Here is a 26,335-nt window from a genome sequence, read left to right on the forward strand (position 1 = left end):
TTATTTATAAACAATAAAAAATTCTCATTCCCTGTTATGAAACAGGGATATTATGCCAAGGTTGACTAAGAGTATAAGCGCCCATAACAGGCAATGATCTCCCCGGCTACCGCCACCGCAATTTCCGCTGGCAGCTTGCCTTTCACGTCCGGCAGCCCCAGAGGGCAACGCATACCGGCAATCGTCTGTTCACTGATACCGCGCTGGCCCAGTTTATATTCGAAGCGTTTGCGTTTGGTCAGTGAGCCGATCAGGCCGAAGTAACCGGCATCACCACGGCGTAAAATGCGTTCTGCCAGCGCCAGGTCTAATGCGTGATCATGCGTCATGACGATGAAATAACTCCCTGCCGGCATGGCATCGACCATCTCCAGCGGGTCTTCACAGATCTGTTGTTGAACCCCCGCCGGGATCAGTGCAGGGAACTCCGCAGCACGACCATCCACCCAATGCACCCGGCACGGCAGTGTGGCAAGGATGGTCACCAACGCCCGGCCCACGTGTCCTGCGCCAAACAGCGCAATCTGTGGTCGAGGGGATATCAGGGGTTCGAACAGCACGTTGGTGGTTCCACCGCAGCATTGTCCCAGCCGAGCCGCCAGAGGGAAGCGCTCCAGTCGCAGCGTGGCAACGCCCTGCTTGAGCATGTCGCGGGCGATCGCTAACGCCTGAAACTCGAGATGGCCACCGCCAATGGTATTCACCGCCCGTTCCGCGGTTACCAGCATTTTGGTTCCACGGTTACGCGGCGTGGACCCCAACTCATCCACCAGCGTCACCAGGATGCAAGGCTCGCCACGCCGCCGCTGCTCGGCCAAAGCCTCAATCCATTCATCCATTGCCGTTCTCCCGCGCCAAGTTAGTGACAATGTCACTATTCAGCATCTGCTGTACGCCCCACAGCACCCGCTCTGGCGTGGCCGGTGCGTCAATGTTGGGCTGCAGGCGGTAATCCGCCAGGCTGGCCACCGCGTCTTTTATCGCACACCAGACCGAGATCCCCAGCATGAACGGCGGCTCGCCCACCGCTTTGGAGTGGAACACCGTGTCCTCCGGGTTTTTGCGGTTCTCCAGCAGCGTGACGCGCAGATCGGCAGGCACATCGCCAATCGCCGGGATTTTGTAGCTGGCCGGCCCGTTGGTCAGTAACTTGCCCTTGTCATCCCACACCAGTTCTTCGCTGGTGAGCCACCCCATACCCTGCACAAATCCCCCTTCCACCTGACCTATGTCGATCGCCGGGTTCAGTGAGTCGCCCACGTCGTGCAGAATATCGGCACGCAACAGCTTATATTCACCGGTCAGGGTATCGATGACGACTTCCGCGCAGGCCGCACCGTAGGCAAAGTAATAAAACGGATGGCCGCGGGCCTGGTCGCGATCGTAGAAAATCTTCGGCGTGCGGTAATAGCCGGTGCTGGCGAGTGAAACCTGGTTGAAATAGGCCTGCTCAACCACCTGTTCAAAGCTGAAATAGTGCTCTCCTACCTTGACCTGACCATTATTGAAGGCGATCTGCTCGGCATCGACGCAATGCTGTTTGCTGAGCATGTCGATCAGGCGTTGCTTAATGGTCAAGGCGGCATTCTCCGCCGCTTTGCCATTCAAGTCTGTGCCTGACGACGCCGCCGTTGGCGAGGTATTGGGTACCTTGCCGGTATCGGTGGCGGTGATTTGGATACGCTCAACCTCGACCTGGAACACTTCTGCGACAATCTGTGCCACCTTGGTGTTCAACCCCTGGCCCATTTCGGTGCCACCGTGGTTGAGTTGAATGCTACCGTCGGTGTAAATCAGTACCAGCGCCCCGGCCTGGTTGAGGAAGCTGGCCGTAAAGGAGATGCCGAACTTGACCGGCGTCAGCGCCAGCCCTTTCTTCAAAATCGGGTTTTGTGCATTGAAGTGCCGAATCGCCTGACGCCGCGCCTGATAATCGGCGCTGTGTTCCAGTTCAGCGGTGATCTCTTGCAGCAGATTCTGCTCAACCGGCTGATAGTAATGAGTGACGTTGCGCTGTTCCTTGCCGTAATAGTTGGTTTTGCGCACCGCCAGCGGATCGTCCCCCAGATAGCGGGCAATATGATCCATGACCTGCTCAATTGCCATCATGCCCTGCGGGCCGCCAAAACCACGGTAGGCGGTATTGGATGCAATATGGGTTTTACATCGGTGTCCCGTAATCAATACATCCTGTAAAAAATAGGCATTATCGGCGTGAAACATGGCACGATCGACGATAGAACCCGACAGATCGAGCGAGTAACCGCAGTTGCCTGCCAGGTCGATTTTCACGCCGTGCAACAATCCGTTGTCGTCAAAGCCGACGTCATACTGGATATAAAACGGATGACGCTTACCGGTAATCAGCATGTCGTCACGGCGATTAAGCCGCATTTTGGCCGGTCGTCCAGTGAGATGCGCCACCACGGCACATAAACACGCCGGGCCTGCGGCCTGCGTTTCTTTGCCACCAAAACCACCGCCCATACGACGCATGTCGATAGTCACTTTATGCATGGGCAGATTGAGCACCGCAGCGACCAGTTTTTGTATTTCTGTCGGGTTCTGGGTCGATGAATAGACCAGCATGCCGCCGTCTTCGACGGGCAGCACCGAGGCTATCTGGGTTTCCAGATAGAAATGCTCCTGTCCCCCAACGTGCAACTCACCCTGAATACGGTGCTTCGCTTGTGCCAGTGCCCCCTGGACATCACCCCGTTGATGATGATGGGCCTCCTGTACCACAAAGCCATCTCGCAGGGACTGCGTGACGTCCAACTGGGCAGATAAATCCTGATAGGTTACGCTGACCGCCTGCGCAGCGCGCCAGGCGGTCTCGGGATCGTCCGCCGCCACGACCACAATCACCTGCCCGACGTATTCCACCTCATCTTTCACCAACAGCGGATCGCCGTGGGTTAAAGGTGCGATATCCAACTCGCCCGGCACGTCCTGCCAGGTGATCACCCGCACTACACCGGGAAAATCGTAACAGGCGGACAGATCCAGTTTTTCTATACGGGCATGCGCCCGTTCGCTCAGCTTGGCCGCCAGGTGCAACTGGTTGGGAAACTCCAACCGGTCGTCAATGTATTGTGCTTCTCCGCTAACGTGTTTGTCGGCGCTTTCGTGTTTACGGCTCCGTCCCACACCGCTGGTCAATGACTGACGGAAGCGTTCGGCCAGTTGCGCCTGCGTCTGTTCGCTGTATTTGCGATTACTCATGGGCAGTCACCTCGATCGCCAGCTGTGGCTCGGTCAATGCGATGAAATAGCGACGCAGCAGATTTTGCGCCACCAGCAAACGGTAGGCGCTGCTGGCACGAAAATCGCTCAGCGGCGTAAAGTCTTGTGCCAACGCCTGCGCAGCCCGTTCCACCGTGGCGCGCTGCCACGGCTGCCCCACCAGTTGCTGTTCGCTCAGCAAGGCGCGTTTCGGCGTTGCCGCCATGCCCCCAAACGCCAAACGGGCGTCACGAATGACACCTTGGTCAAGGGTGAGATTGAAGGCACCGCAGACCGCAGAAATATCATCTTCCAGCCGTTTAGAGACCTTCCAGGCGCGGAAATCTGCCGGCGCGCTGGCTGGCAACAGGATATTTTCAATAAACTCTCCCGGCTGCAATGCGGTCTGGCGGTAGCCAAGGAAGAAGTCGTTCAACGGCAGTTCACGACGCGCCTTACCGCAGCGCAACGTCAGCTTCGCATCCAGCGCTAACAGTAACGGTGCACCATCACCAATCGGGGATGCGTTGGCGATATTGCCGCCCAAGGTGCCCTGATTGCGAATTTGTTGCGAAGCAAAACGCCCCAACAGTTCGCCAAAGGCCGGGTGATAGCTGGCCAGTAGCGGGTATATATCGCTTAACGTCGCCCCGGCCCCGATGATCAGACGCTCATCCTGCCAACGGACGCGCTTGAGCGCGTCAATCTGACCAACGGCGATCATCAACGGGATATCCTGATGACGCTGAGTGACCTCCAGTGCCAGGTCGGTACCGCCGGCCAGCAGTTTGGCCTCGGAGTGTTGCTGATACAGCGTCGCCAGTTCATCGAGGGTTTGTGGCAACAGGCAGCGTTTGCCCGCGGACGCCACCAACGTCGCCGGGCGTATCGCCTGTAAACGCTGTCGCGTTTGCGCCTGGTCGCGTTCGAAACTGTCGGGCGTTTTGGTATTGCAGGCCTGCTGCGCCGCGGCCAAAATTGGCCGATAGCCGGTACAACGACACAGATTCCCAGCCAACGCGTGCTGCGCCTGTTCAGGCTGATAGCTTTCACTGTTTTTTTGTAGACAAAACATCGACATGACAAATCCCGGCGTGCAAAAACCGCACTGTGAGCCATGACAGTCAACCATCGCCTGCTGCACGCTGTGCAACGCCCCCTGCTGTTTAAGATCCTCTACGGTGATCAGCTGTTTGCCGTGCAGCGCACTGACGAAAGTCAGGCAGGCGTTTACGCTGCGATAGCGCAATTGTTCGCCGTCCGGCTCCGCCAGGACGACAGTACAGGCGCCACAGTCACCGGAAGCGCAGCCTTCTTTGGTGCCGCAGCGGCCGAGATCGCGACGCAGATAGTTCAGCACCGTCGTGTTGGGATCGAGCGCTGTTTCACTTTTCAGCGTTTGATTAAGCAGAAACTGGATCATGCAGCCTCCTGGTGCGTGGTCGGCCGATAGACCACTTTACCGTCGACGTAGGTACGGTAAACGTTGCGATCATCGCCCAGCGTCATCAGCACAAAAAGTTGTTCCGCTAACTCGCGGCTGTTCTCATGGCGCAGCTTCTGCAACGGTGACACCGCAGGATCCAGCACCACAAAGTCCGCCTCTTTGCCAATGTCAAAGTTGCCGATTTTATCCTCCAGCGACAGTGCCCGTGCACCGCCCAGCGTGGCATGGTAAAACGCCTCGCAGGCGGAAAGTTGATAGTGCTGCAACTGGCTAACCTTATAAGCCTCACCCAGCGTTTGCAGCATATTGAACGTGGTACCGGCGCCAACGTCGGTGCCGATGCCCAGTTTCACCTGTTTTTGCCAAGCCTTTTGCATATTGAACAGGCCACTGCCAAGGAACAGGTTGGAGGTCGGGCAAAAGGCGATCGCCGAGCGGGTCTGGCATAGGCAGTCCCACTCTTGCTCTTCCAAATGCAGGCAATGGGCGAAAACGCTCCGCTCCCCGGTCATTCCATACTGATGATAAACATCCAGATAGCTGCGGCTGTCCGGGAACAATTCTTTCACCCATGCCACTTCATCCAGGTTCTCACTCAGGTGGGTGTGCATATAGGCATCAGGAAACTCTTCGCGCAGCCGTTGCACCTGTGCCAACAGGGCCGGTGTGCTGGTAGGGGCGAAACGCGGTGTAATGGCATAACTCAGCCGTTGCTTACCGTGCCAGCGTTCAATCAACGCACGTGTTTGTTGGTAACTCTCCTCCGGGGTTTCCAACAGGGCGTCCGGGGCGTGGCGATCCATCATCACCTTGCCGGCGATCAAACGCATATTGAGTGCTGCTGCCTGACTGAACAAGGCTTCTACCGACTGCGGGTGCACAGTGCCAAATACCAGTGCCGTAGTCGTGCCATTGCTTAGCAGTTGTTGTAGAAAAAACGCCGACATTTTGTCGGAATGCTGTTCACAGCAAAACTGGCTTTCTGTCGGAAAAGTATAGTTTTTCAGCCACGCCAGCAGTTGATCGCCATAGGCACCAATCATTTCGGTTTGCGGATAATGAATATGGGTGTCGATAAAACCCGGCACGATCAGTTTGTCACGGTAATGGGTAACCTCGCACCCCGGCGGCAATAGCGACTCCCCCTGCTGCCAGCTACCAAACCAAACAATGGTGCCTTCATTCAGCAGAATTAATCCGTCAGGAAGATGGCGTAATTGTCGACTCAACTGTTGCGGGTTATCCACGCAGGCAGTGATATCAAAGAAATTGCCACGGATCGCCGTGGTGAATGGGATGCTCATTTTACTTTCCTTCTCTACAGAACCAGCGCACAACACCCGGCTGAGTCAATTCAGGCCAGGGCGTGGTCACGGTCTTTTTATCGATCGCAGGTGTTGGTTTAAGAATAGCAATCAGCGTGCCAATGGGTTTTTTATTGATGATTTCCATTTAAAAACAAAGCGATAAAAACAAGTCGCTCAATATTCTTAGTCAAGGGAAATAAGCCAGGAATAAGCAAACGGTTGCATTTAAATAGCAACCGTTTGCTTATATTGTATTAATTGAGCGCGCGCACCAATATTGGGCAAGAATACAAATGGGGGTAATATAATTTATTACTTTAATAGCACTTCATAGCGAGGGTTAAACTCATCAAACAGGGGCAAGGCTGCGGCGCCTAATGCGGCAGTATCCGCGCCCGTCGTCCCCAGCCGCACCCGCAGACCGTCAAGGTATTTACTGCGTACCGAGCGGTGCAATGGCGCAAGCCGCTTGATGAGCTGCTCGACAAGGCTTTCCGGCATCAGACCGCCAATAATCACGGCTTCAGCGTCAAACATGCACTCAATAATGTTGATCGCCTGACGTAACGCCGGCACCGCCGAATCCAGCCATGTGTCTATCTGCCCCTGCGGCAATGCCAGTAAGTCCTGCGGTCTGGCGCGCATCGGATCCAACCCGCAGCTCTCATAGGCCGCCTGTAATGACACATAACGTTCCAGGCACCCCTGGTTGCCGCAATAGCACGCCCGGCCACCCGGTTGCACAATCATGTGGCCGACCTCACCAGCATTGTGCGCATGGCCGGTATAAATTCGGCCGTCGGTGAAAATCCCCGCCCCCAGCCCGGTGCCAAGATACAAATAAATAAACGAATTAAGCTGCCTGGCGATACCGTGCAAACGCTCGCCAATCGCCGCAACGGTGGCGTCGTTCTCCAGCGTCACCGGCAGGCCACTCTGCGCGTTAAGTTCGGCCACTACATCAATATTTTCCCAGCCGTTCAGCGTGGTCGGCCCAACGGAGGAAATACCTTCGACGCCAAACGGCCCCGGCATCACAACGCCGATCCCCAACATTTTTCCCCAGCTCAGATCCGGCTGCTGGCGCATTTCTTGCAGTACATCACAAATCAGTTTCAAGGTCGCAGCAGGTTGCGGCTTTTGCACCATAATCAGCCGGTGGAAACGAACGCTGCCTGACAGATCAACGACGATGATCAGCAGTGACTGATGATCCAGATGGATGCCGATGGAATACGCACTGTCTGGGTTCAGGGTCAACGGCGTGGCCGGTTGGCCCCGCCCGCCGGCACGACGCGGCAGGTGCGAGGAGAGAATACCGGCCTGTTCCAGTTCTGTTGCAATGTTTGAAACGGTTTGCGGCGTCAGTGAGGTCAGCCGGGCAATTTCGGCACGGGTCAGTTCACCGTGCAAACGGATAGCCTCTATCACTACGCGCCGGTTGTGTGCACGAGCATGTTCAAGGTTAGTGCCGGAAGTCGTCATAACTGCCTATGCAGAAAGGGAAATCGTCTTTGCAGTATGGTGCCCTCTAATAAAGCAATCAAATTGATTTAAGAATCTTTTTAACACCGGAGAACGCACAATGAAAAGCCATACCCTTGCCGCTACGGCAGTCAGTACCCTTTCTGCCCTGGCCCTCAGCCTGTCATCCGCCTATGCCGCCCCAACGCAAATCAATGCGTTATTTATGACCCAGGCGGCCTACAGCGAAAACGACATCCGCGCGATGACCGCGGACTTCAGCAAACAGCACCCGGATATCACCGTTAACCTGGAGTTTGTTCCTTACGAAGCCCTGCACGATAAAATCGTTGCCGCGCGCGGTGCCGGCAGTAACGGCTATGATGTGGTGCTGTTTGACGCTATCTGGCCCGCGGAATTCACCAAATTCGGCCTGTTGCAAGACGTCACTGCGCGCATTAGTGCCGACGACAGCAATAAAATCTTTGCCGGTGCCATGACCACCGTGACCTATAAAGACAAACGCTGGGGTATGCCGTGGATCCTGGACACCAAATACCTGTATTACAACAAAGCCATGCTGGCCAAGGCCGGGATCGCAGCCCCGCCGAAAACCTGGCAGGAGCTGGCGCAACAGGCCGAAATCCTGAAACAGAAAAACGTGGTCAAGTACCCGCTGGTGTGGAGCTGGTCACAGGCCGAGGCGTTGGTATGCGACTACACCACGTTGGTGTCTGCCTTTAAGGGGCAGTTTATCCAGCAAGGGAAAATCACCTTCTCTACGCCAGGTTCGCTGCAGGCTGTCGACTATATGAAAGCGTCGCTGGACAAAGGGTTAACCAACCCGAACTCCCGCGAGTATCTGGAGGAAGACGTGCGTAAGGCGTTTTCCAACGGTGACGCCGCCTTCGCGCTAAACTGGACCTACATGTACAACATGGCCAACGATCCGAAGCAAAGTAAAGTGGCCGGTGACGTCGGGATCGTCCCTGCGCCTGGCTCGGTGGAAGGCCAGGTCTCCGCGGTGAATGGGTCGATGGGGCTGGGCATCGCCAAAGCCAGCGCCCACCCTGACCAAGCCTGGCAGTACATCAGTTATATGACCTCACAGCCGGTGCAAGACAAATACGCCAAACTGAGCCTGCCGATCTGGAAGGCGTCCTACGACGATCCGGCGGTACAGAAAGGCCAGGAGCCGTTGATTGCCGCAGCCAAACAGTCGTTGAACGTGATGCTGTCGCGCCCTGAAACCGTCGATTACTCCCGTTTGTCCAACGGATTGCAGCAGGACCTGCAGCAAATCTTGCAGGGTAAAGTCACGCCGCAGGCCGGGCTGGACGCCGCGACCCAAAGCGCTGCGCGGTTGCGTTAAGGAATGACAATGCTCACTTTTCCCCAACGTGAGCGGCGTCAGGCATGGGTGCTGTTAGCACCCATGCTACTGATGATGCTGCTGCTAACCGCCTGGCCGCTGGCCCGTACGCTATGGCTGAGCTTTACCGATGCGGCGCTGGTGGGCGATGGCGTAACGCCGGCCTGGGTCGGTATGGACAATTTTTTTTATGCGCTGACCGATCCGGATTTCCAGGCTGCCTTGTGGCGTACATTGTATTTCACCCTGGTGTCAGTGGCATTTGAAGGCGTGATTGGCGTATTGGTCGCGTTGCTGCTTAACCAAAAATTCCATGGGCGTAACCTTCTGCGGGTACTGGTTATTCTGCCCTGGGCGCTACCCACCATCGTTAATGCCACCATGTGGCGGCTGAATTTCAACCCGGATTACGGCAGTATCAACGCACTGTTGACCCAGCTTGGCGTAATTGATCACTACCGCAGTTGGCTGGGCGATCCCGCTTCGGCACTTAACGCGGTGATGCTGGCGGATATTTGGAAGAATTACCCGCTGATTACCCTGCTGACGCTGGCGGCGTTGCAATCCATCCCAGACGATTTGTACGAGGCTGCGCGGCTGGACGGGGCCTCTGCCTGGCGGCGGTTTCGCGCCATCACCCTGCCCGCCATTCTGGCACCGCTGGCGGTGGCTCTGGTATTACGCACCATTGACGCCTTCAAGGTGTTCGACATTATTTACGTGATGACGCGCGGCGGGCCGATGGACAGTACCAAAACCCTCAGTTTCTTCGTGTATCAGGAATCATTCAGTTATCTGCGCGCCGGCAGCGGTGCCGCCTATGCGGTGTTGATGACGCTGTTGTGCGGGTTATTGATCGCGCTGTACATGCTGATGCTGTTCCGTCAGCGCCGAAGGAGCCTCGCCGATGAAGCGTAACATTCGTTTGGTGCTGCGCTACAGCGCCGCGCTGCTGCTGGCAGTTTCAATCCTTGCGCCCATGCTGTGGCTGTTTCTGATGAGCGTCAGTGCCTCGGCCGATCTGACGCGAGTGCCCCTGGAGTGGCTGCCACGTCAGTGGGACTTTTCGCGCTACGGCAGCCTGCTGTCATTGCAGCCCGGCCAGCCGGGTACCTTGTTTCTGCACGCGCTATTCAACAGCCTACTGGTGGCCTGTGGCGCTACGCTAATTTCATTACTGTTGGCGATCCCGGCAGCGTTCAGCTTTTCACGCTACCCAGGACGCGACGGTTGGCTGTTTGCCAGCCTGGCCATTTACATGGTGCCCCCCGTGGCTTTTGTCTTGCCGCTGTACTTTATTTTGCAACAGTTAGCCTTGTTAAATACCCATATTGGTTTGGTGCTGGTCTATTGCTCACTGATCTTGCCGTTCCTCACCTGGATGCTAAAAAACCAGTTCGACGCCTTGCCGATAGATATCGAACAGGCGGCGCGGTTGGATGGGCTGCGGCAATGGCAGGTGTTGTTACGCATCACCCTGCCGCTGGCCAAACCGGCACTGGGCGCCTCCGCGCTGTTTGGCTGGCTGCTGGCCTGGGACGAATTTTTCTATGCATTGCTGTTCACCAGCAATATTCAGGCACAGACGCTACCTGTCACCATTGCCGGCTTCACTGCCGGTCGCGCCACCGATGACGGGTTGATCGCCGCCGTCGGCATTCTGGCCGCCATTCCACCTCTTTTTATTGCCATCTGGCTGCAAAAAACGCTGGTTAGCGGTTTAACCAGTGGCGGCAGCAAGGGCTAATTTATTCAGGGAAATTAACATGATGAACACCAACACCAGACCCACACTGTACGTGGTTGGCAATATCAACGTCGACGTGATCATGAGCACGTTGCAACAGTGGCCGCAAAAAGGCACCGAGGCGATGCTGGATCACAGCGAACTGCGCCCCGGTGGTTCGGCGGGCAACTGCGCACTGGCGCTGGCGGCGCTGGAAACCCCTTACCGGCTGGTGGCCAACCAGGGCAACGACTATTTCAGCCCCTGGCTGGCACAGCTGTTCCCGGAAAGCTCGCTGTACTGGCCGACCTACAGTTGTGAAACCTCTCTGACCTTCGGTGTGACGCACCCCGATAACGAGCGCACTTTTTTCAGCAATCAGGGCCATATCACCCGCCTGAGCCAGGACGACGTGCTGCATCAGATCCCGCTGTTCGCCGGTACTGGCGACACGGTGTTGTTGTGCGGCACGTTTTTGTGCACCACCTTGATGGCGGAATATCCGGCGCTGCTGCAAACCTTGCGCCAGCGCGGCTACCGTATTGCGGTGGATACCGGCTGGCCACCTCAGGGCTGGAGCGATGCATTACGCGGGCAGATCGCCGACTGGCTGCCGTTCTGCGACATTCTGTTGCTTAATGAAGTGGAGACCTGCGGTATGGCCGGTCATGAAGACCTGTACACCGCCGCCCGCACGCTGAACCGGCAGCAACCGACCGATGCCGCCTGTGTGGTGAAATGCGGCCCTGACGGCGCTCGCATGTGGTGGGGAGAGCGCCTGTTGCAAGCAGCGGCGCATCCGATCAAGGTCGTCGACACCATTGGTGCCGGCGACAGTTTTAACGCGGGGTTTCTGACCGCCTGCCTGTATGGCCATTCCGCTGCGGTCGCGCTGCGCTGGGGTATCCACGCCGCAAGCCACGCCATCAGCAGTTCACCGCGCCAGTACCTGGACTGGAACACCCTGAAAACCTGCGCCGGAGAAATGGTCTGATGGCAAGTGTAGAGCTGGTAAAAGTCACCAAATATTACGGTAAACAGCGCGTGCTGAATCCGTTGGATCTGACCATTCCCGACGGCAGTTTTACCGTGCTGGTCGGCCCCTCTGGCTGCGGGAAATCCACGTTACTGCGTCTGTTGGCCGGGCTCGATACGCTGACCGACGGCGCGATCCTGCTGGATAAGCAAAAAATTAACGATCTGGACCCGGCCGATCGCGATATCGCCATGGTATTTCAGAGCTATGCGCTCTACCCGCACCTGACGGTGGCTGAAAACATGGCGTTCCACATGCAGGTGATGAAGGTGCCAAAAAGCGAGCAGCAGACCAAGGTTCAACAGGCCGCGCGTATTTTGGCAATCGACCCTCTTTTACAGCGCTACCCGAAAGAGCTGTCAGGCGGACAGCGCCAGCGGGTGGCGATGGGCCGCGCCATGGTGCGCAACCCGAAGGTATTTTTGTTCGATGAGCCGCTGTCTAACCTTGATGCCCAACTGCGTATGGAGCTGCGCGCCGAGATCAAATCCCTGCATCAGCAATTTAAAACCACCACGGTGTATGTCACTCACGACCAGATCGAAGCCATGACGCTGGCTGACCAAATTGTGGTGATGAAAGACGGCAATATCGTGCAGCAAGGGAAACCGCTGGAGATTTACGATGCACCGGCAGATACCTTTGTCGCCCGTTTTATCGGCTCACCGCCGATGAACCTGTTGGAGGGCGTCGTTACGCCACGTGACCATCGTCCTGGCGTAACCTGCGGAACGTTATGGTTTCCCCTGCCCGCGAAATGGCATCAAACCGTTCCAGGCAGCAAAGTGATCCTTGGGCTGCGCCCGCATGACTTCCGTTTGGTAGAAACCAGCGAACAACCGGCCGCCACGCTGCGGCTGATGGAGATCACCGGCGATGTCAGCCTGCTGCATCTCACCTGGGGCAGTTACACGTTGCACGTACAGTTCAGCGGGCGAGTCAACGCAGACAGCGGTCAGTTGCTGTACCTGGCTCCCAACAGTGATGCAATCCACTTGTTTGACGCTGCAACAGGACAGCGACTCAGTGAACGTTAAGAGAACCGGTTGCCATGGACGGCATCAAACTTGAAACGATAACCATTCTCAATTATCATCCGCGCATCTTTTTTAGAGTAGACCTTCACCGCGGAACCCATGTCAGCCACAGCCCCTTCACCCTCTGAAGCGCTAGCTCACCTCTATACAACCCACCATGGTTGGCTACAGGGCTGGCTACGCCGTCGGCTTGGCTGCGCATGTGATGCCGACGATTTGGCACAAGACACGTTCCTGCGGATCCTGAAAAGTGATTCCGCCGCCACCATCCGTGAACCTAAAGATTTCTTGGTCACGCTCGCCAAACGGGTCATGGTCGATTTTTTCCGCCGTAAAACGTTGGAGCGAGCCTATCTGGATATGCTCGCATTAGCGCCGGAAGCGCTTGCCCCCTCACCGGAACAACGCCAATGTTTGCTGGAAAGCCTACAACAGATCGACAGCATGCTCGACGGGTTGGACCCAAAAATCAAACAGGCCTTTTTGCTGTCGCAACTTGAAGGGTTGGGTTATGCCGACATCGCTTTGCGGCTTGGCGTCTCAGTCAGTTCAGTGAAGAAATATATGGCAAAAGCCACCGAGCACTGCCTGCTGTTCAGCCTGGAAAACGAATACCTGCAATGAGTCATAACATCACCCCCGAACAACGCCATGCGCTGAAAATGGCCGCTCACTGGTTTGCCCTGTTAAGTGATGAAAATGTCACCGAACGCCAGCGACAGCAATGGCAGACCTGGCATCAACAACACGATGACCACCGCTGGGCCTGGCAACGGGTTGAAGCGCTACAAAGCCAATTACAAGGCGTACCGGGTAAATTCGGCTATCGCACGCTCGATCAGGCCGATCGCCACAGCTCGTTGGATCGCCGCACGCTGTTGAAAAGCCTGCTGCTATTGCTCGGCGTTGGCGGCAGTTGGCTAGGCTATCAGTCACCGCTGGGGCGTGAGCTGCGCGCTGACTACCGCACCGCTACGGGTGAGATCAAACCCATCATCCTTAGCGACGGCAGCCAACTGGTGTTAAACACCGCCAGCGCCGTTGATGTTCGCTACACCGCTGAAAAGCGGCTGATCGTACTGCACACCGGTGAGATTAGCCTCATAACCGGCCGTGATACCCGCCCTCTGTGGGTAGAAAGCCAACAAGGCGCAATGCGTGCACTGGGCACCCATTTTCTGGTACATGAAAGCGAGGGGCAAACGCAGTTGGCCGTGATTGAACACGCCGTGGAAGCCCAACTGGCACAGTATCCGCAGGAGAAGCGTCGGGTTAACGCCGGCGAGCAAATCAGCTTTAGCGCCACCGCATTTAACCCGCTGCAGACGCTGGATATCGCTGATGGCTGGACACGCGGCGTGCTCAACGTAAGCCAATGGCGGCTGGATCGGGTGATTGCCGAACTGGCGCGTTACCGCCCTGGCCGTTTGGAATGCGATCCCGCCGTTGCCAATTTTCGTGTTAGCGGCAGCTTCCCGCTGAGGGAGCCGGATCGCGCCCTTCTTTTACTCAGCCAAACCCTGCCGATACGGCTGCAAAGTTTTACCCGTTACTGGTTAAAAATTGTCCCCGCCTGATTTATTTAAATGAAAATGATAAAAAATCGCATTCTTGATTGTCCCTTTTCCATTCTCATTCGACTCCAGATAAAACACTGCAGCAAAAAATAGAAGAAATCAGGAGAAGGTATGAACAACTTTTGGGGAAAACCGCTTCAACCACTGGCGATAGCCGTGGGCCTGGCATTCGCTTTACCGGTGATGGCAGCACAACCGGCACCCACCGCGTACGCTATCCCTGCGGGTGATCTGGATGGTGCGTTGACGACCTTTGCCGCGCATGCCGGTATTGCGCTGTCGGTAGACGGAAAGCTCACCGCCGGTAAGCATTCGCCAGGGTTAAAGGGTAATTACAGCCTCGACCAAGGGCTGAACGCACTGCTGGCGGGCAGCGGTTTGCAGGCCAAGGCGCTCGGTGGCAATGGTTACACCCTGGTCAATATCCCAATCGCGCAGAAAGAACAAGACATCACCGTTGTAGGCGACTGGCTGGCTGAAGGCCGGCAAATTGACGTGTTCGAACACGCTGGGGCACGTGATGTCGTTCGCCGTGAAGCCTTCGCCAAAACCGGGGCTACCACGCTACGTGAAGTGTTGAACCGCGTTCCCGGCGTTGTTGCGCCAGAAAACAACGGGACCGGCAGTCACGATATGGCACTCAATTTCGGTATTCGTGGCCTGAACCCGCGTCTGGCCAGCCGTTCAACGGTATTGATGGACGGGATCCCGGTCCCCTTCGCCCCTTATGGCCAGCCGCAGCTGTCGCTGGCGCCGGTTTCCCTCGGCAATATGGATGCCGTTGATGTGGTACGGGGCGGCGGTGCCGTTCGTTATGGGCCACAGAGCGTCGGTGGCGTGGTCAACTTTGTCACTCGGGCCATCCCGGAGACCTTCGGCATGGAGGCCGGTATGCAGGGCCAACTGAGCCCGACGTCTCGTCAGGATCACCCAAAGGGAACGGGCAACCTGATGATCGGCGGCACCGCGGATAATGGCTTTGGCAGCGCACTGCTTTATTCCGGCACGCGCGGCAGCGACTGGCGCGAACACAGTTCAACCAAAATTGACGACGTGATGCTGAAAAGCCGCTATGCCCCCAACGATGTGCATACGTTTAATAGCCTGCTGCAATATTATGAAGGTGAAGCGGACATGCCGGGCGGCCTGAGCCGGGCAGATTACAATGCCAACCCGTTTCAATCGACACGCCCATACGATAAGTTCTGGGGCCGTCGCCAGCTGGCGAACTTTGGCTACCGGTACCAGCCCGACCAGCAACACAAATTCGATGTGCAAAGTTTCTATACCTATACCCTGCGCAGCGGTTATCTGGATCAGGGCAAGAACCTGACACTGTCTCCGCGTGAATACTGGGTGCGCGGCGTGGAGCCACGTTACAGCCAGAGCTTCCGCTGGGGGCAATCGGCGCATGAAGTTGGCGTGGGCTACCGTTATGTGAGCGAGTCCACCCACGAGCTGCGTTATTACAGTAAGGCCAGCAACGGCGTTCTGCCGTCAACCCGTAGCCCTTACGATCGTGATACCCAATCCGGTACCGATGCCCACGCCTTTTATATCGATGATCGTATTGATATCGGCGACTGGACCATCACACCGGGTATGCGTTACGAGCATATCACCTCGTATCAGAACAACTACATCAAGAATAACCGCCTGGATGTGAGCTACAACGCGCCCCTGCCAGCGCTGAACGTGATGTATCACCTGAATGAATACTGGAATGTGTACGCGAACACGGAAGGCTCATTCGGGACCGTGCAATACAGCCAGATGGGCAAAGCAGTCGACAGCGGTAATATCGAGCCGGAAAAGGCGCGCACTTGGGAATTGGGGACACGCTACGAGGGCGATGCGCTGCAGGGTGAAATCGGTCTCTTCCTGATCAACTTCAATAATCAGTACGATTCCAATCAGGTGACCGACAGCGTTACCGCACGCGGCAAAACCCGCCACGCCGGACTGGAAGGCAGCCTGCGTTATGATCTGTCGCAGCTGACACCGACACTTGATGATATGACGGTATACGCCAGCTATGCCTATGTCGACGCGACTATCCGCGAAGACGGCGCTTACCGGGGAAATCAGGTGCCGTTCTCACCAAAGCATAAGGGGACTCTGGGACTGGATTACACCCCGGGTCATTGGCTGTTTAACCTCAACGGTGAATTCCAGTCCAGCCAGTTTGCCGATAACGCCAACACGGTGGCGGAAAGTGCTGACGGCAGCACCGGTCGCATTCCTGGCTATATGCTGTGGGGCATGCGCGCCGCCTATGACTTTGGGCCGGAAATGGCCGGGCTAAACCTGGGTGTCGGGGTTAAGAACCTGTTTAACCACGAATATTTCACCCGCGCTTACGACGATAACAACAAGGGGCTGTACATCGGTCAGCCACGTACCCTGTATCTGCAAGGCTCTGTAAAGTTCTAATTCCCCCGCGGGCGCAATCACTGCGCCCGCTAATTATCACCTGCTCAACCTCTTTTTAACCTCTGCCCAATGCGCTATGCTCAAAAACCCTTCCGGCTTTAACATTTTTGAAACGGGATTTCTGCCATGTCCGCATTCCGTCTGTACGCCATCCGGTGCGCTCTGCCATGAGCTTTTTTTCACGTGCAAGTGCGTTGCCTCTCTTGGTGGCCGGTGCCTTTTTTATGGAAAACCTCGACGGCACTGTGATTGTCACCGCCATGCCACAAATGGCAGCGGCTTTCGGCGTACGGCCGGTAGACATGAACATCGGTATTTCAGCTTACATTTTGACGCTAACGGTGTTTATTCCCGCCAGCGGCTGGATTGCCAACCGCTTTGGTGCACGCAATATCTTTGCCGCCGCGGTGTTGATTTTTACACTGGCATCCGTGTTGTGTGCGGCCAGTATTAACCTGCCTACCTTTACCGCTGCCCGTATCTTGCAAGGCTTCGGCGGTGCTCTGATGGTGCCTGTCGGCCGGCTGGTGGTACTGCGCAACACCGCCAAACCCGATTTGATCAAAGCCATCGCCACCATTACCTGGCCTGGATTGGTCGCCCCTATCCTCGGCCCTCCCGTCGGCGGTTTTATTACGACCTATGCCTCGTGGCACTGGATTTTTATTCTCAACGTGCCCTTGGGCATGGCCGCGCTGTGGTTGGCATGGCGACTGATCCCACAGGAAGCACCACAGAAAGGCGTTCCCTTTGACACCCTCGGTTTTGTACTGACCGGCGTTGCCTGTTTTGGTCTGATGTTTGGTCTGGATCTGATCAGCCATCCGCAGTTGTCTTGGCTGGTGCCTGCGCTATGCCTTCTTGGCAGTCTGGCACTCGGTGCGCTGGCGGTTCGCCATGCCAAACGCGCCGCGTACCCCTTGATCACGCTGTGGGCCATGCGAATAAAAAGTTACGCCGTCACTATATGGGGTGGGACGTTGTTCCGCATCGCCATTGGTGCCGTACCTTTCTTGTTACCGCTGCTGTTTCAGATCGGTTTTGGCCTGAACGCCTTTGACGCCGGATTATTGGTACTGGCGGTATTCGCCGGTAACCTGGTGATGAAGCCCTTTACCTCCGCGGTACTTTACCGGTTTCGCTTTCGCACCACGTTGGTGGTGAATGGCCTGCTAAATGCCGCCACGATTTTCGCTTGTGCACTATTGACGCCACAGACGCCAACCTGGTTGATTCTGGCACTGTTGTTCGTCAGTGGTCTGACGCGATCCATGCAGTTTACCGCGCTCAATACACTGGCATTTTCGGAAGTACCGCAATCACAGATGAGCGGCGCCAATACCCTGTTTAATGTGTCACAACAAATGGGCAGCGGGCTGGGGATTGCCGTCGGCGCGCTGGCATTGAGAGTAACGGAGATGCTGATGCCGCAGTCCGCTGAGCGTATTCCGTTGGCCGATTTTCAGTGGGCTTTCGTGGTCATCGGCGTGATTGCCGTGGTAGCCGTGATCGACAGCGCAACCCTGAATGCCAACGCAGGTAACGAGGTCCGACAAAGAACCTCCCCGGCGGCACCACTGACGAACGCACCTCAACGATTGCAAAAATAAGTCGCATCTGCTGCCAATCAACGTAGTATCGATGATCCGCCCCGTTTCACCGGTGCGGATTTTTTGCCGTTTTTGGCCTGAAAAGCGAGGTAATAATAATGATTCACAGTGACCTTTCTCAGTGCCGCGTTAACACCGACCGGTTGTTGATTGCCCCCTTTACCGCAGCAGACGCCGACGATGTTTACCAGGCGATCACCCCTACATTGACACGCTTTATGAATTTTGAACCGGAGGCGTCGCCAGAAGCGTTTGAAAACGTGTGGCAAGGCTGGCTACCGTTAATCCGTGAAGGCGAGGAAGTGATTTTTATCGCACGCCTGCGCGACACTAAACAGTTTGTTGGTGTAGGTGGCGTACACGATTTGCATGGCACCACGCCAGAGCTGGGTATTTGGGTAAAAGAGAATCTGCACGGCATGGGCTATGGCCGTGAAATTGTTCAAGCTATGGCGGTATGGGCCAGCGAGCGCTACCACCCACAATACTTTATCTATCCGGTGGCAGAGCAAAATACGCCGAGTCGGCGCATCGCCGAATCTTTAGGCGGCGTGGTGGCCGGCCGACGCGAAAACACCAAATACGACTGCGTGGTGTATCACGTCCCACCACAGCACTGATCACTTTATCGGCCATTCTGCTCGGCCCGTCTTTAAACATGCAGGATTCACTGACCAAAAACCGCCCGTCTGGCAGCAGCGATGGCGGTTTTTTTATGTCGACGCCGATAACCACTGCCACTTAACGTGGGATTATGCTAATGCTAGTAGCATGTAGGGTAAAAACAGTTGGGGAACAGCAACATGATCATTTTTGTTACGGGTGCCACATCCGGTTTTGGTGAAGCCATTACACGACGTTTTATCCGCGAAGGCCATCAGGTGATTGCCTCCGGCCGTCGTATCGAACGCCTGGAAGAATTGAAAGACGAGTTGGGTGATCCGCTGCATATCGTCCGCCTGGACGTGCGTAACCGCGCGGCGATTCAGCAAGTGATTGACGAACTGCCTGCGGCACTCCGCCACATCGACGTACTGGTGAATAACGCCGGGCTGGCGTTAGGTCTGGAACCGGCACATAAAGCCAACGCTGACGATTGGGAAACGATGATCGACACCAACGCCAAAGGCCTGGTCAACATGACCCGCGCCCTGTTACCTGACATGGTTGAACGCAATGTTGGCCATGTCATTAACATCGGCTCCGTCGCGGCCAACTGGCCTTATGCCGGCGGTAACGTTTACGGCGCCACCAAAGCCTTCGTGAAACAGTTCAGCCTCGGTTTACGTGCCGACCTACAGGGCACGCGTATTCGCGTTACCGACATCGAGCCCGGCCTGGTAGGCGGCACGGAATTTTCCAACGTGCGTTTCAAAGGTGACGACGGCAAAGTTAACAAAGTTTATGACGGGGCCAATGCATTGACGCCGGAGGATATCGCCGAGTCGGTGTTCTGGGTGGCAACCCTGCCGAGCCACGTCAATATCAACTCGCTGGAAATCATGCCGGTCAGTCAGTCCTTTGCCGGGTTGAACATTCACCGCGAGGCCTGATCCTGTGCGCGGCAGGCATGCCCTGCCGCCATTTATCAGGCGGCTCGCCAGCCGGAAACAATAATCAACATCCCCACCAAGGCCACGCCGGCCCCCAGCCAATCCAACGCAGACAATTTAACCCCGTCTACCACCCGTAGCCACAGCAACGCAGTTGCCACATAGACGCCGCCGTAAGCCGCATACACGCGCCCACTGGCGGCAGGATGCAGCGTCAACAGCCAGACAAACAACATCAGGCTCGCCGCAGCCGGCAACAGCAGCCACACGCTGGCGCTTTTTTTCAGCCACAGGTAGGGTAAGAAACAGCCAATGATCTCGGCCAATGCCGTCGCGAAAAATAACAGTGTGGTCTTGATCATAGGAACGTTTTCTCTCTATAAAGTAAACAAGGCCGTGCTTGGCTGGTGCAGTCTAAGTGCGCGATGGTATATTTATCAACACGCCTGAGGGCGCAGTAAGCCAGTGTTGCCGTTTTCAGGCAACACTAACTCATAAGGATGAAACGATGAAAACACTTTCGACTCAACGACTGCTGCGCGGGATGCTGCCGGTCGCCATGCTGGTGCTGATGGGTGCCTGGCAGGCTCCAGCGCTGGCTGCCACCTGCACTCAGGGCAGCACCTGCGTTACCGTCGATGGCAGCAACAGCGGAGCGATGAGCACAGAAGCGGCTCGCCAAAGCAAACAGCAATTCAACGACACCAAGTCCCTGCGCAACAAGGTCAACACCCGCGTGGAGAAAGAATTCGATAAGGTCGATAAGGCCATTGATAACGAAGAGCGCTGCGACGACAGCCAGAACGTTAACGCTTACTGGGAACCCAATACCCGTAAGTGCCTGGACCGCCAGACGGGCCGTCAGATTAATCCTTAATCTTGCCGCAGCAGGCGGCGGCCGTTACCCTACGGCGCCGTTGCTGCTATCCTGACAAAGGAAGCCCAATCTCAAATAAGGATGAATTGATGAAAAAAGCGCTTATCCTGGGTGCATTGCTGCTGGCGTCAGCACCACTGGCTGCCCTGGCCTCGTGCGAAAGCGTGAAGGCTGATATTTCGCAGAAAATTGTCAATAACGGCGTGCCAGAATCTGGCTTCAAGCTGGATATTGTGCCGAATGACCAGGCCCAACAGGCTGGCGGGCTGGTGGTAGGTCACTGCGAAAATGACACACAGAAGATTGTCTATACCCGCATCAGTAACGGTGATGACAATGGTGACGCGGCGCAAACCGGCACCAGTCAGGACACTAAGACCTCGCAATAATGATCGTTAAGGGCGCTAACCGCGCCCTTTCCTTTTCTACTTCTTCTGCGCCTCACGCCTGTTCCGCTTCTTCACCCTCACCCTGTGGACGATGCCGCGCAGGAATCAGCATCGCTGCGGCGAGTGCCAGCAGTGATATCAGTGCAGAAACCAAAAATACCCCATGCAGCGAAGCGGCTACCTGTTGCGTCATATCCGCCAACATCTCCGGTGCCATTGATCCCCGCGCGGCAGGCTCCATTAACTGCTGAACAGGATCGGACGTTTGCGGTAAGCGGAGCTGCAGGTTGATGTTTAGCGTCGCCCCTAAAATCGCGGTTCCGATGGCCGAGCCCATCATTCGGGTAAACACGGTACAGGCGGTAGCGATACCGCGAATGCTGTGATGCGCCGCGTTTTGCACCGACACCAAGAATGTGGTGTTGCACAGCCCCATACCGGCGCCCACCATAAAGGCGGCCACGCGCCCCCATAACAGACCGCCGGCAGGTTGCAGCAGCAACAGGATCAGCCCCCCGGCCAACAGCAGTAATGCCCCCAGTAACGCCGTGGTCCGATAAGAGGTCATGAGCATCAGCCGCCCGCTAAAGGTGCTGGCCAGCGGCCAACCGATCGACATTAACGCCAAGGTCGTCCCTGCCTCCAGCGGCGTTCTCCCCATCACGCCCTGAATAAAGGTTGGCAGGAAGGCGCTGATGCCCATCATCGCTGCACCAATTACCAGCCCGCCAATATTGCCGGCCACAATCACCCGACTTTGCCATAACGCCAGCGGGAACAACGGCTCTGGTGCACGTCGTTCCTGGCGGATCAGTAACATCAGCGAGATAGCCGCCAACGCCAACAGCGGCAACACCCACCACCCCAGATTTTCTGCCTGCAACAATGACAGCAGCAACGCGGTAACAAACAGCGTCAGCCAAGCGGTGCCCACCAGGTCCAGCGCATGTTTACGCACCTGTTGGCGAGAAGGGAGATAACGAGCAAGGAAAAACATCGCCAGCAGACCAATCGGCAGATTGACCCAGAATACCAGCGCCCAGGGCAAATGCTGGACGATAAACGCCCCCAGTAAAGGGCCAATAATCGCCGATACCCCCCAAACGCTGGAGATGTAACCCATCACCTTTGGCCGCTCGGTGGGGCTGTAGATATCACCAATAATGGTGGTCGCTGTTGGCATAATAGCCCCGGCCCCCAGCCCCTGCAGCAGCCGAAAACCAATCAGCCAGTACATGTTTGGCGAGAAACCACAGAGTACCGACCCCAGCAAGAACAGCGATGCGCCAAAGAAAAATACCCGTTTGCGCCCCAGCAGGTCCGCCAGCCGACCATAAATGGGGATGGTGATGGCCTGCGCCAGCAAATAGACCGCAAATACCCACCCGAGCAGAGAAAACCCGCCGAGGTCGCCAATAATGGTCGGCATCGCCGTGGCGACAATGGTTGCCTCAATCGCGGACATAAACATCGCCAACATGCAGGCAATCAGGATCAAGGGACGGTGCGCGATGGGGGCAGATACTTCGTTATTTGTCATAGCGTTATTACAAACCGTAGATTTTTATTTTCACCTCATTATACCAGCCGGAAGAAACACTGCCGTTATCTGTGTCTACTTAGCTGTTTTTATTGGCGAAAAGCGCACCATTTGAACGCATAGTGACAACGTCACTATAAATCAAGCTGAATCAGCCGCATACCCCACAAAGCGCGAACCTACCGGCGAATCTGCAAAGATTCTCTGGCCTTCGGTCGGGCCGCCAAGCACAATGGAAAGCTGAACCTTTCATTTTTCTCACGATTTTATTGACGCATGAAACGATGGGTCCACCTGCACCACTATCGCGCCCTGCTGCGCCGTCTGTTTATTGCCATTTTTCTTGGTATTGCTGCCGCGTTGGTGGTTTGGCTGTTTCACCGCGCAATGCTCGGGTTGGAATGGTTGCTGCTCGATCACGGTGAAGGAAGCCTGGTGGCTGCCGCGGCTGCGTTACCGGGCTGGCGCAGGGCGTTAACGCCCGCGTTGGGTGGCCTGGCCGCCGGTTTGCTACTGTGGATTTACCAACGTTATCAACACCAACGTCAGGTAGCCCCCACCGATTATATGGAAGCCATTGAAACTGGCGACGGCCGACTCGACGTCAGCGCCAGCCTGGTAAAATGCCTGGCTTCGCTGCTGGTGGTATCGAGCGGCAGCGCTATCGGTCGTGAAGGCGCGATGATTCTGTTGGCAGCCTTGGTGGGGTCGGTGTTTGCCCAACGTTTCACTCATGAAAAAGAGTGGAAGCTGTGGGTGGCCTGCGGTGCCGCCGCCGGGATGGCCAGCGCCTACCATGCGCCCCTGGCGGGCAGCTTGTTTATCGCCGAAATACTCTTTGGTACGCTGATGTTGGCTTCTCTCGGCCCGGTGGTCATTGCCGCCGTCAGCGCATTGCTGGTCACCAATCTGCTCAATGGCGGCCAAGCGCCACTGTATTTGGTCGAACCCTTGCCTGCCCCTTGGCCAATACAATATCTGCTGATGGCGCTACTCGGCATCTTGGCCGGCGTTTGTGGCCCCTTATTTTTATGGGCAATGTCGGCGTCCGGCCATGCGTTCCGTTCACTGCGCCTGAAACCGCCACTGCAATTGGCACTTGGCGGGTTGATTGTGGGGTTGCTCTCGTTGCTGTTTCCTGAAGTGTGGGGCAACGGCTACAGCGTGGTGCAGTCACTGCTTAGCGCGCCGCCCGGCGTATTGTTGGTTGGCGCGATTCTGATCTGCAAGTTGCTGGCCGTACTTGCCAGCAGCGGTTCCGGTGCGCCTGGCGGTGTGTTCACGCCCACCCTGTTTGTTGGCGCGGCACTCGGCTCGGTGATTGGGCAATTGTGTGCCCTTTGGCCAGAATTAGGCAGTGCGGTGCCGCTGCTAATGGCGTTAACCGGCATGGCCACGCTGTTGGCTGCAACCACCCACGCACCGATTATGGCTGCATTAATGGTGTTCGAAATGACCGGTGAATATACTCTGCTGCCCGGCATTCTGCTGGCCTGCGTGATCGCAACCACCGTGTCACGTGGCTTACGTTCAGTGTCGGTCTATCACAATGCTTAACGACCCAAAAGAGGCGTAATATCCAGATAATGCGCCAACTCACGCTGTTCGGCGCGAGGCAGATAAGGAATTTCCCCCAGCAGTGGCGCAGGTATGCGCTGCTGCAATGCCTCGATGGTTTCAGCGTAGTGTGCCAACCCCGGATTGATGCGGTTTGCCACCCAACCCAGTAAAGGCAGACCATCATTGATGATGGATTGTGCGGTAAGTAATGCGTGGCTAACACAACCCAGCTTAATTCCCACCACCAAGACCACCGGCAATTGCTCTTGGATAACCCATTCAGCATAAGGCCGCATATCGTTCATCAACACGCGCCAACCGCCACTCCCTTCGACCACCACCGTATCGGCTTTTGCGGATAAATGTTGCAAACCGCTGCTCATCACACCGTAGTTGATGTCATCGGTAGGCTGCGCGTGGAACACCTCTTCCAGGCAGGTGATGGGATTAATTTCTTGATACGACAACGGTATGGTTGAGGAAGCCTGTAAAACCAGAGCGTCTTTATTGCGAAGGCCTTCGCTGGTTTCCTGACAGCGTGCGGCAACAGGCTTATAGCCGGCCACAGAGCGGCCTTGCGCAGCAAATGCCTGTAACAAAGCGCGGGAAATCACGGTTTTACCGACATCGGTATCCGTACCTGTAACAAATAAACGCGTTAACATGACTTAATTGCCCCGAGATGCACCGTTAACCAAAATATCACCGCAAAGACGGCGAAAGAGACGAACGGGAAAAGTCTAGAGGATGCCGGGGAGACGGGGCTTGAGGTAGCTCAACCTTTTGTCGTTAAACGATAAGAATTACTGATTGGTAGTGAGCGGGTATGGGGCGCGTATTTTGGCTTAGCCTTGCAGCAACTGCACCAACAGCGAGCCATTGTATAACGCTTCTTTTACCAGTGCGGCACCTGGCATGGTGCCCTTATTGAAGAACTGGGTAGATTCTACCTTCACATTTTCACTGTAAGCCGGCAGCGATTGTTGGCGGATACAAGAGGCGATTGCCGGATGAAGAATTTCCGCCGCCCGGTTCAACGGTGAACCAACCAGAATTTTTTCCGGATTGAACAGATTGACCATGATGGCCAAAATCCGGCCTACGCTGTGTCCCACCCCAAGAATGATGTCTTTAGCCAGTTGATCGCCCGCCATCGCGGCATCACACAATGACTCAACCGTCAGTGGTGCGCCATGCAAGCTTGAACTCATTGAGCTACCGAGGCGCTGCTGGGCGATTTCAAGCATGTTTTCGATACTGGCCACGGTTTCCAGACAGCCGTGGTTACCGCAGTAACAGCGTTTGCCGTAAGGATCGACCTGAGTATGGCCAATCTCTACCACACTGTGGCTGCCTGCATGCAGAACTCTACCGCCCGTGATCACTCCGGCGCCAACGTTGTGGTCGATCACCACCTGAATCACGTTTTGGCTGCCGCGAGATGCGCCGTATAAGGCCTCGGCCATTGTCCAGGCGCTAATGTCGTGTTGCAGATAAACCGGTAGCCCGGTACGCGTTTCCAGCGCCGGTCCCAGGGGCATGTCTTTGACGTCGTAAAACGGCATGCGGTGTACGACACCAGAAACGGCGTCAACCATGCCTGGCAGCGTAATGGCGATAGCCGTCAGCCGCTCAAGCTTGCTTTGATGACGAATGAAGAACTGATCTACTTCACCGAGAATACGCTTTAGCAGGGGATCAGGGTGTTCGGCGGCAAGAGGCAACAGCTCTTCGACCACCAATTTGCTGCTGATATCACGCAGCGCCAGCGTAATGGTGCCACGGCTTATGCGAGCGGACAGATAGTGCCAGGCTTCGGTGTCCAGCACCAACCCCACGGCAGGACGGCCACGGCTGCCCACTTCCTGGTATTCGGTTTCTTTAACCAGATGCGCTTCCAGCAGTTCGCGAACAATTTTGGTGATACTGGCGGGAGCGAGCTGCGCGCGTTTGGATAATTCGATACGCGAAATGGGGCCCAGTTGATCGATTAACCGATAAACTGCCCCTGCATTTGTTTGCTTGATTTGATCAATATGCCCAGGCTGCCCAACAGCAATCACAAACCTGCTCCTACTATTTTTCGCGCTTCTAAATAAAGACTATCGGCTATGGTGGGGCTTTTGTAATACAGCGTCAACTATTTGATTCGTTATGTGATTTGCTGCACAAATTCACCCCA

Annotated in this window: 24 protein-coding genes; 14 read left to right on the forward strand and 10 right to left on the reverse strand. The window is 56.0% G+C overall.

Annotated elements, in window-relative coordinates; all coding sequences use genetic code 11:
• Positions 1-65: 65 nt before the first annotated feature.
• From xdhC to AC2FCQ_RS03395, 6 genes are all read right to left on the reverse strand, one after another.
• A complete protein-coding gene (gene xdhC, locus AC2FCQ_RS03370) occupies positions 66-839 on the reverse strand; it encodes a xanthine dehydrogenase accessory protein XdhC (RefSeq protein ID WP_404759672.1) in 774 nt (257 codons plus the stop codon).
• Positions 832-3,225: a xanthine dehydrogenase molybdopterin binding subunit gene (gene xdhB / locus AC2FCQ_RS03375; RefSeq protein ID WP_490307572.1), complete on the reverse strand. Its 2,394-nt coding sequence runs from the start codon at positions 3,223-3,225 to the stop codon at positions 832-834. The genes xdhC and xdhB overlap by 8 nt, the downstream gene beginning before the upstream one ends.
• Positions 3,218-4,648 carry a xanthine dehydrogenase small subunit gene (xdhA, locus tag AC2FCQ_RS03380; RefSeq protein ID WP_490307573.1) on the reverse strand — a complete coding sequence of 477 codons (1,431 nt, stop codon included), beginning with the start codon at positions 4,646-4,648 and terminating at the stop codon, positions 3,218-3,220. The genes xdhB and xdhA overlap by 8 nt, the downstream gene beginning before the upstream one ends.
• Positions 4,645-5,976, reverse strand: a complete 1,332-nt coding sequence (gene guaD, locus AC2FCQ_RS03385) for a guanine deaminase (protein WP_490307574.1) — start codon at positions 5,974-5,976, stop codon at positions 4,645-4,647. The genes xdhA and guaD overlap by 4 nt, the downstream gene beginning before the upstream one ends.
• A gap of 1 nt (position 5,977) precedes the next feature.
• The gene (locus AC2FCQ_RS03390) at positions 5,978-6,124 is read right to left on the reverse strand and encodes a hypothetical protein (protein ID WP_490307575.1); all 147 of its coding nucleotides are present in this window, start codon (positions 6,122-6,124) and stop codon (positions 5,978-5,980) included.
• 167 nt (positions 6,125-6,291) lie between these two features.
• The gene (locus tag AC2FCQ_RS03395) at positions 6,292-7,464 is read right to left on the reverse strand and encodes an ROK family transcriptional regulator (RefSeq protein WP_209633201.1); all 1,173 of its coding nucleotides are present in this window, start codon (positions 7,462-7,464) and stop codon (positions 6,292-6,294) included.
• A 100-nt stretch (positions 7,465-7,564) separates the two neighbouring features.
• On the opposite strand from AC2FCQ_RS03395, the gene AC2FCQ_RS03400 reads away from it, so the two are divergent.
• The 11 genes from AC2FCQ_RS03400 (at position 7,565) to ydfG (ending at position 19,787) form a co-directional block, all read left to right on the forward strand.
• The gene (locus AC2FCQ_RS03400; RefSeq protein ID WP_209633199.1) at positions 7,565-8,815 is read left to right on the forward strand and encodes an extracellular solute-binding protein; all 1,251 of its coding nucleotides are present in this window, start codon (positions 7,565-7,567) and stop codon (positions 8,813-8,815) included.
• Between the two features lie 9 nt (positions 8,816-8,824).
• Positions 8,825-9,733, forward strand: coding sequence for a carbohydrate ABC transporter permease (locus AC2FCQ_RS03405; protein ID WP_490307576.1), 909 nt, complete (start codon positions 8,825-8,827; stop codon positions 9,731-9,733).
• Positions 9,723-10,562, forward strand: a complete 840-nt coding sequence (locus AC2FCQ_RS03410) for a carbohydrate ABC transporter permease (RefSeq protein ID WP_209633194.1) — start codon at positions 9,723-9,725, stop codon at positions 10,560-10,562. Before AC2FCQ_RS03405 ends, AC2FCQ_RS03410 begins: the two co-directional genes overlap by 11 nt.
• Before the next feature lie 19 nt (positions 10,563-10,581).
• On the forward strand, positions 10,582-11,535 hold the full coding sequence (locus tag AC2FCQ_RS03415) for a carbohydrate kinase family protein (protein ID WP_209633192.1): 954 nt from the start codon (positions 10,582-10,584) through the stop codon (positions 11,533-11,535).
• Positions 11,535-12,614: an ABC transporter ATP-binding protein gene (locus AC2FCQ_RS03420; protein ID WP_490307577.1), complete on the forward strand. Its 1,080-nt coding sequence runs from the start codon at positions 11,535-11,537 to the stop codon at positions 12,612-12,614. Before AC2FCQ_RS03415 ends, AC2FCQ_RS03420 begins: the two co-directional genes overlap by 1 nt.
• 99 nt (positions 12,615-12,713) lie before the next feature.
• Positions 12,714-13,238 (forward strand): ferric citrate uptake sigma factor FecI, encoded by a 525-nt coding sequence (gene fecI / locus AC2FCQ_RS03425; protein WP_209633188.1) that lies wholly within the window; start codon positions 12,714-12,716, stop codon positions 13,236-13,238.
• On the forward strand, positions 13,235-14,191 hold the full coding sequence (gene fecR, locus AC2FCQ_RS03430; protein ID WP_209633186.1) for a ferric citrate uptake sigma factor regulator FecR: 957 nt from the start codon (positions 13,235-13,237) through the stop codon (positions 14,189-14,191). The genes fecI and fecR overlap by 4 nt, the downstream gene beginning before the upstream one ends.
• A 111-nt stretch (positions 14,192-14,302) precedes the next feature.
• Entirely contained in the window at positions 14,303-16,624 is a 2,322-nt protein-coding gene (gene fecA, locus AC2FCQ_RS03435; protein WP_209633184.1) for a TonB-dependent Fe(3+) dicitrate receptor FecA, read from the forward strand.
• Between the two features lie 167 nt (positions 16,625-16,791).
• On the forward strand, positions 16,792-18,234 hold the full coding sequence (locus AC2FCQ_RS03440) for an MFS transporter (RefSeq protein ID WP_209633182.1): 1,443 nt from the start codon (positions 16,792-16,794) through the stop codon (positions 18,232-18,234).
• Between the two features lie 98 nt (positions 18,235-18,332).
• The gene (locus tag AC2FCQ_RS03445; protein WP_209633180.1) at positions 18,333-18,854 is read left to right on the forward strand and encodes a GNAT family N-acetyltransferase; all 522 of its coding nucleotides are present in this window, start codon (positions 18,333-18,335) and stop codon (positions 18,852-18,854) included.
• A gap of 183 nt (positions 18,855-19,037) precedes the next feature.
• Entirely contained in the window at positions 19,038-19,787 is a 750-nt protein-coding gene (ydfG, locus tag AC2FCQ_RS03450) for a bifunctional NADP-dependent 3-hydroxy acid dehydrogenase/3-hydroxypropionate dehydrogenase YdfG (RefSeq protein WP_209633177.1), read from the forward strand.
• A gap of 35 nt (positions 19,788-19,822) precedes the next feature.
• Here the strand turns inward: ydfG and AC2FCQ_RS03455 are convergent, their stop codons facing one another.
• Complete coding sequence (locus AC2FCQ_RS03455) at positions 19,823-20,149, reverse strand: YnfA family protein (RefSeq protein ID WP_265556107.1); 327 nt, start codon at positions 20,147-20,149, stop codon at positions 19,823-19,825.
• Between the two features lie 146 nt (positions 20,150-20,295).
• Between AC2FCQ_RS03455 and AC2FCQ_RS03460 the strand changes: the two genes are divergently transcribed.
• Together AC2FCQ_RS03460 and AC2FCQ_RS03465 are read left to right on the forward strand one after the other, a co-directional pair.
• Positions 20,296-20,664 (forward strand): DUF1283 family protein, encoded by a 369-nt coding sequence (locus AC2FCQ_RS03460; RefSeq protein WP_490307578.1) that lies wholly within the window; start codon positions 20,296-20,298, stop codon positions 20,662-20,664.
• An 89-nt stretch (positions 20,665-20,753) separates the two neighbouring features.
• The gene (locus tag AC2FCQ_RS03465) at positions 20,754-21,053 is read left to right on the forward strand and encodes a DUF1161 domain-containing protein (RefSeq protein ID WP_209633172.1); all 300 of its coding nucleotides are present in this window, start codon (positions 20,754-20,756) and stop codon (positions 21,051-21,053) included.
• A 52-nt stretch (positions 21,054-21,105) separates the two neighbouring features.
• Here AC2FCQ_RS03465 and AC2FCQ_RS03470 read toward each other — a convergent pair whose 3' ends face one another.
• Complete coding sequence (locus AC2FCQ_RS03470) at positions 21,106-22,593, reverse strand: MDR family MFS transporter (RefSeq protein ID WP_404759683.1); 1,488 nt, start codon at positions 22,591-22,593, stop codon at positions 21,106-21,108.
• 276 nt (positions 22,594-22,869) lie between these two features.
• Here AC2FCQ_RS03470 and clcB point away from each other — a divergent pair, with 276 nt between their 5' ends.
• Positions 22,870-24,150 (forward strand): voltage-gated ClC-type chloride channel ClcB, encoded by a 1,281-nt coding sequence (clcB, locus tag AC2FCQ_RS03475; RefSeq protein WP_209633168.1) that lies wholly within the window; start codon positions 22,870-22,872, stop codon positions 24,148-24,150.
• Here the strand turns inward: clcB and bioD are convergent.
• The gene (bioD, locus tag AC2FCQ_RS03480) at positions 24,147-24,818 is read right to left on the reverse strand and encodes a dethiobiotin synthase (protein WP_209633165.1); all 672 of its coding nucleotides are present in this window, start codon (positions 24,816-24,818) and stop codon (positions 24,147-24,149) included. The two genes, clcB and bioD, sit on opposite strands and share 4 nt — an antisense overlap.
• Positions 24,819-24,998: 180 nt before the next feature.
• Positions 24,999-26,216 carry a sugar metabolism global transcriptional regulator Mlc gene (mlc, locus tag AC2FCQ_RS03485; protein ID WP_209633163.1) on the reverse strand — a complete coding sequence of 406 codons (1,218 nt, stop codon included), beginning with the start codon at positions 26,214-26,216 and terminating at the stop codon, positions 24,999-25,001.
• Positions 26,217-26,335: the final 119 nt, after the last annotated feature.

This window comes from Serratia sp. CoH_134_PS_4, from assembly GCF_058190535.1.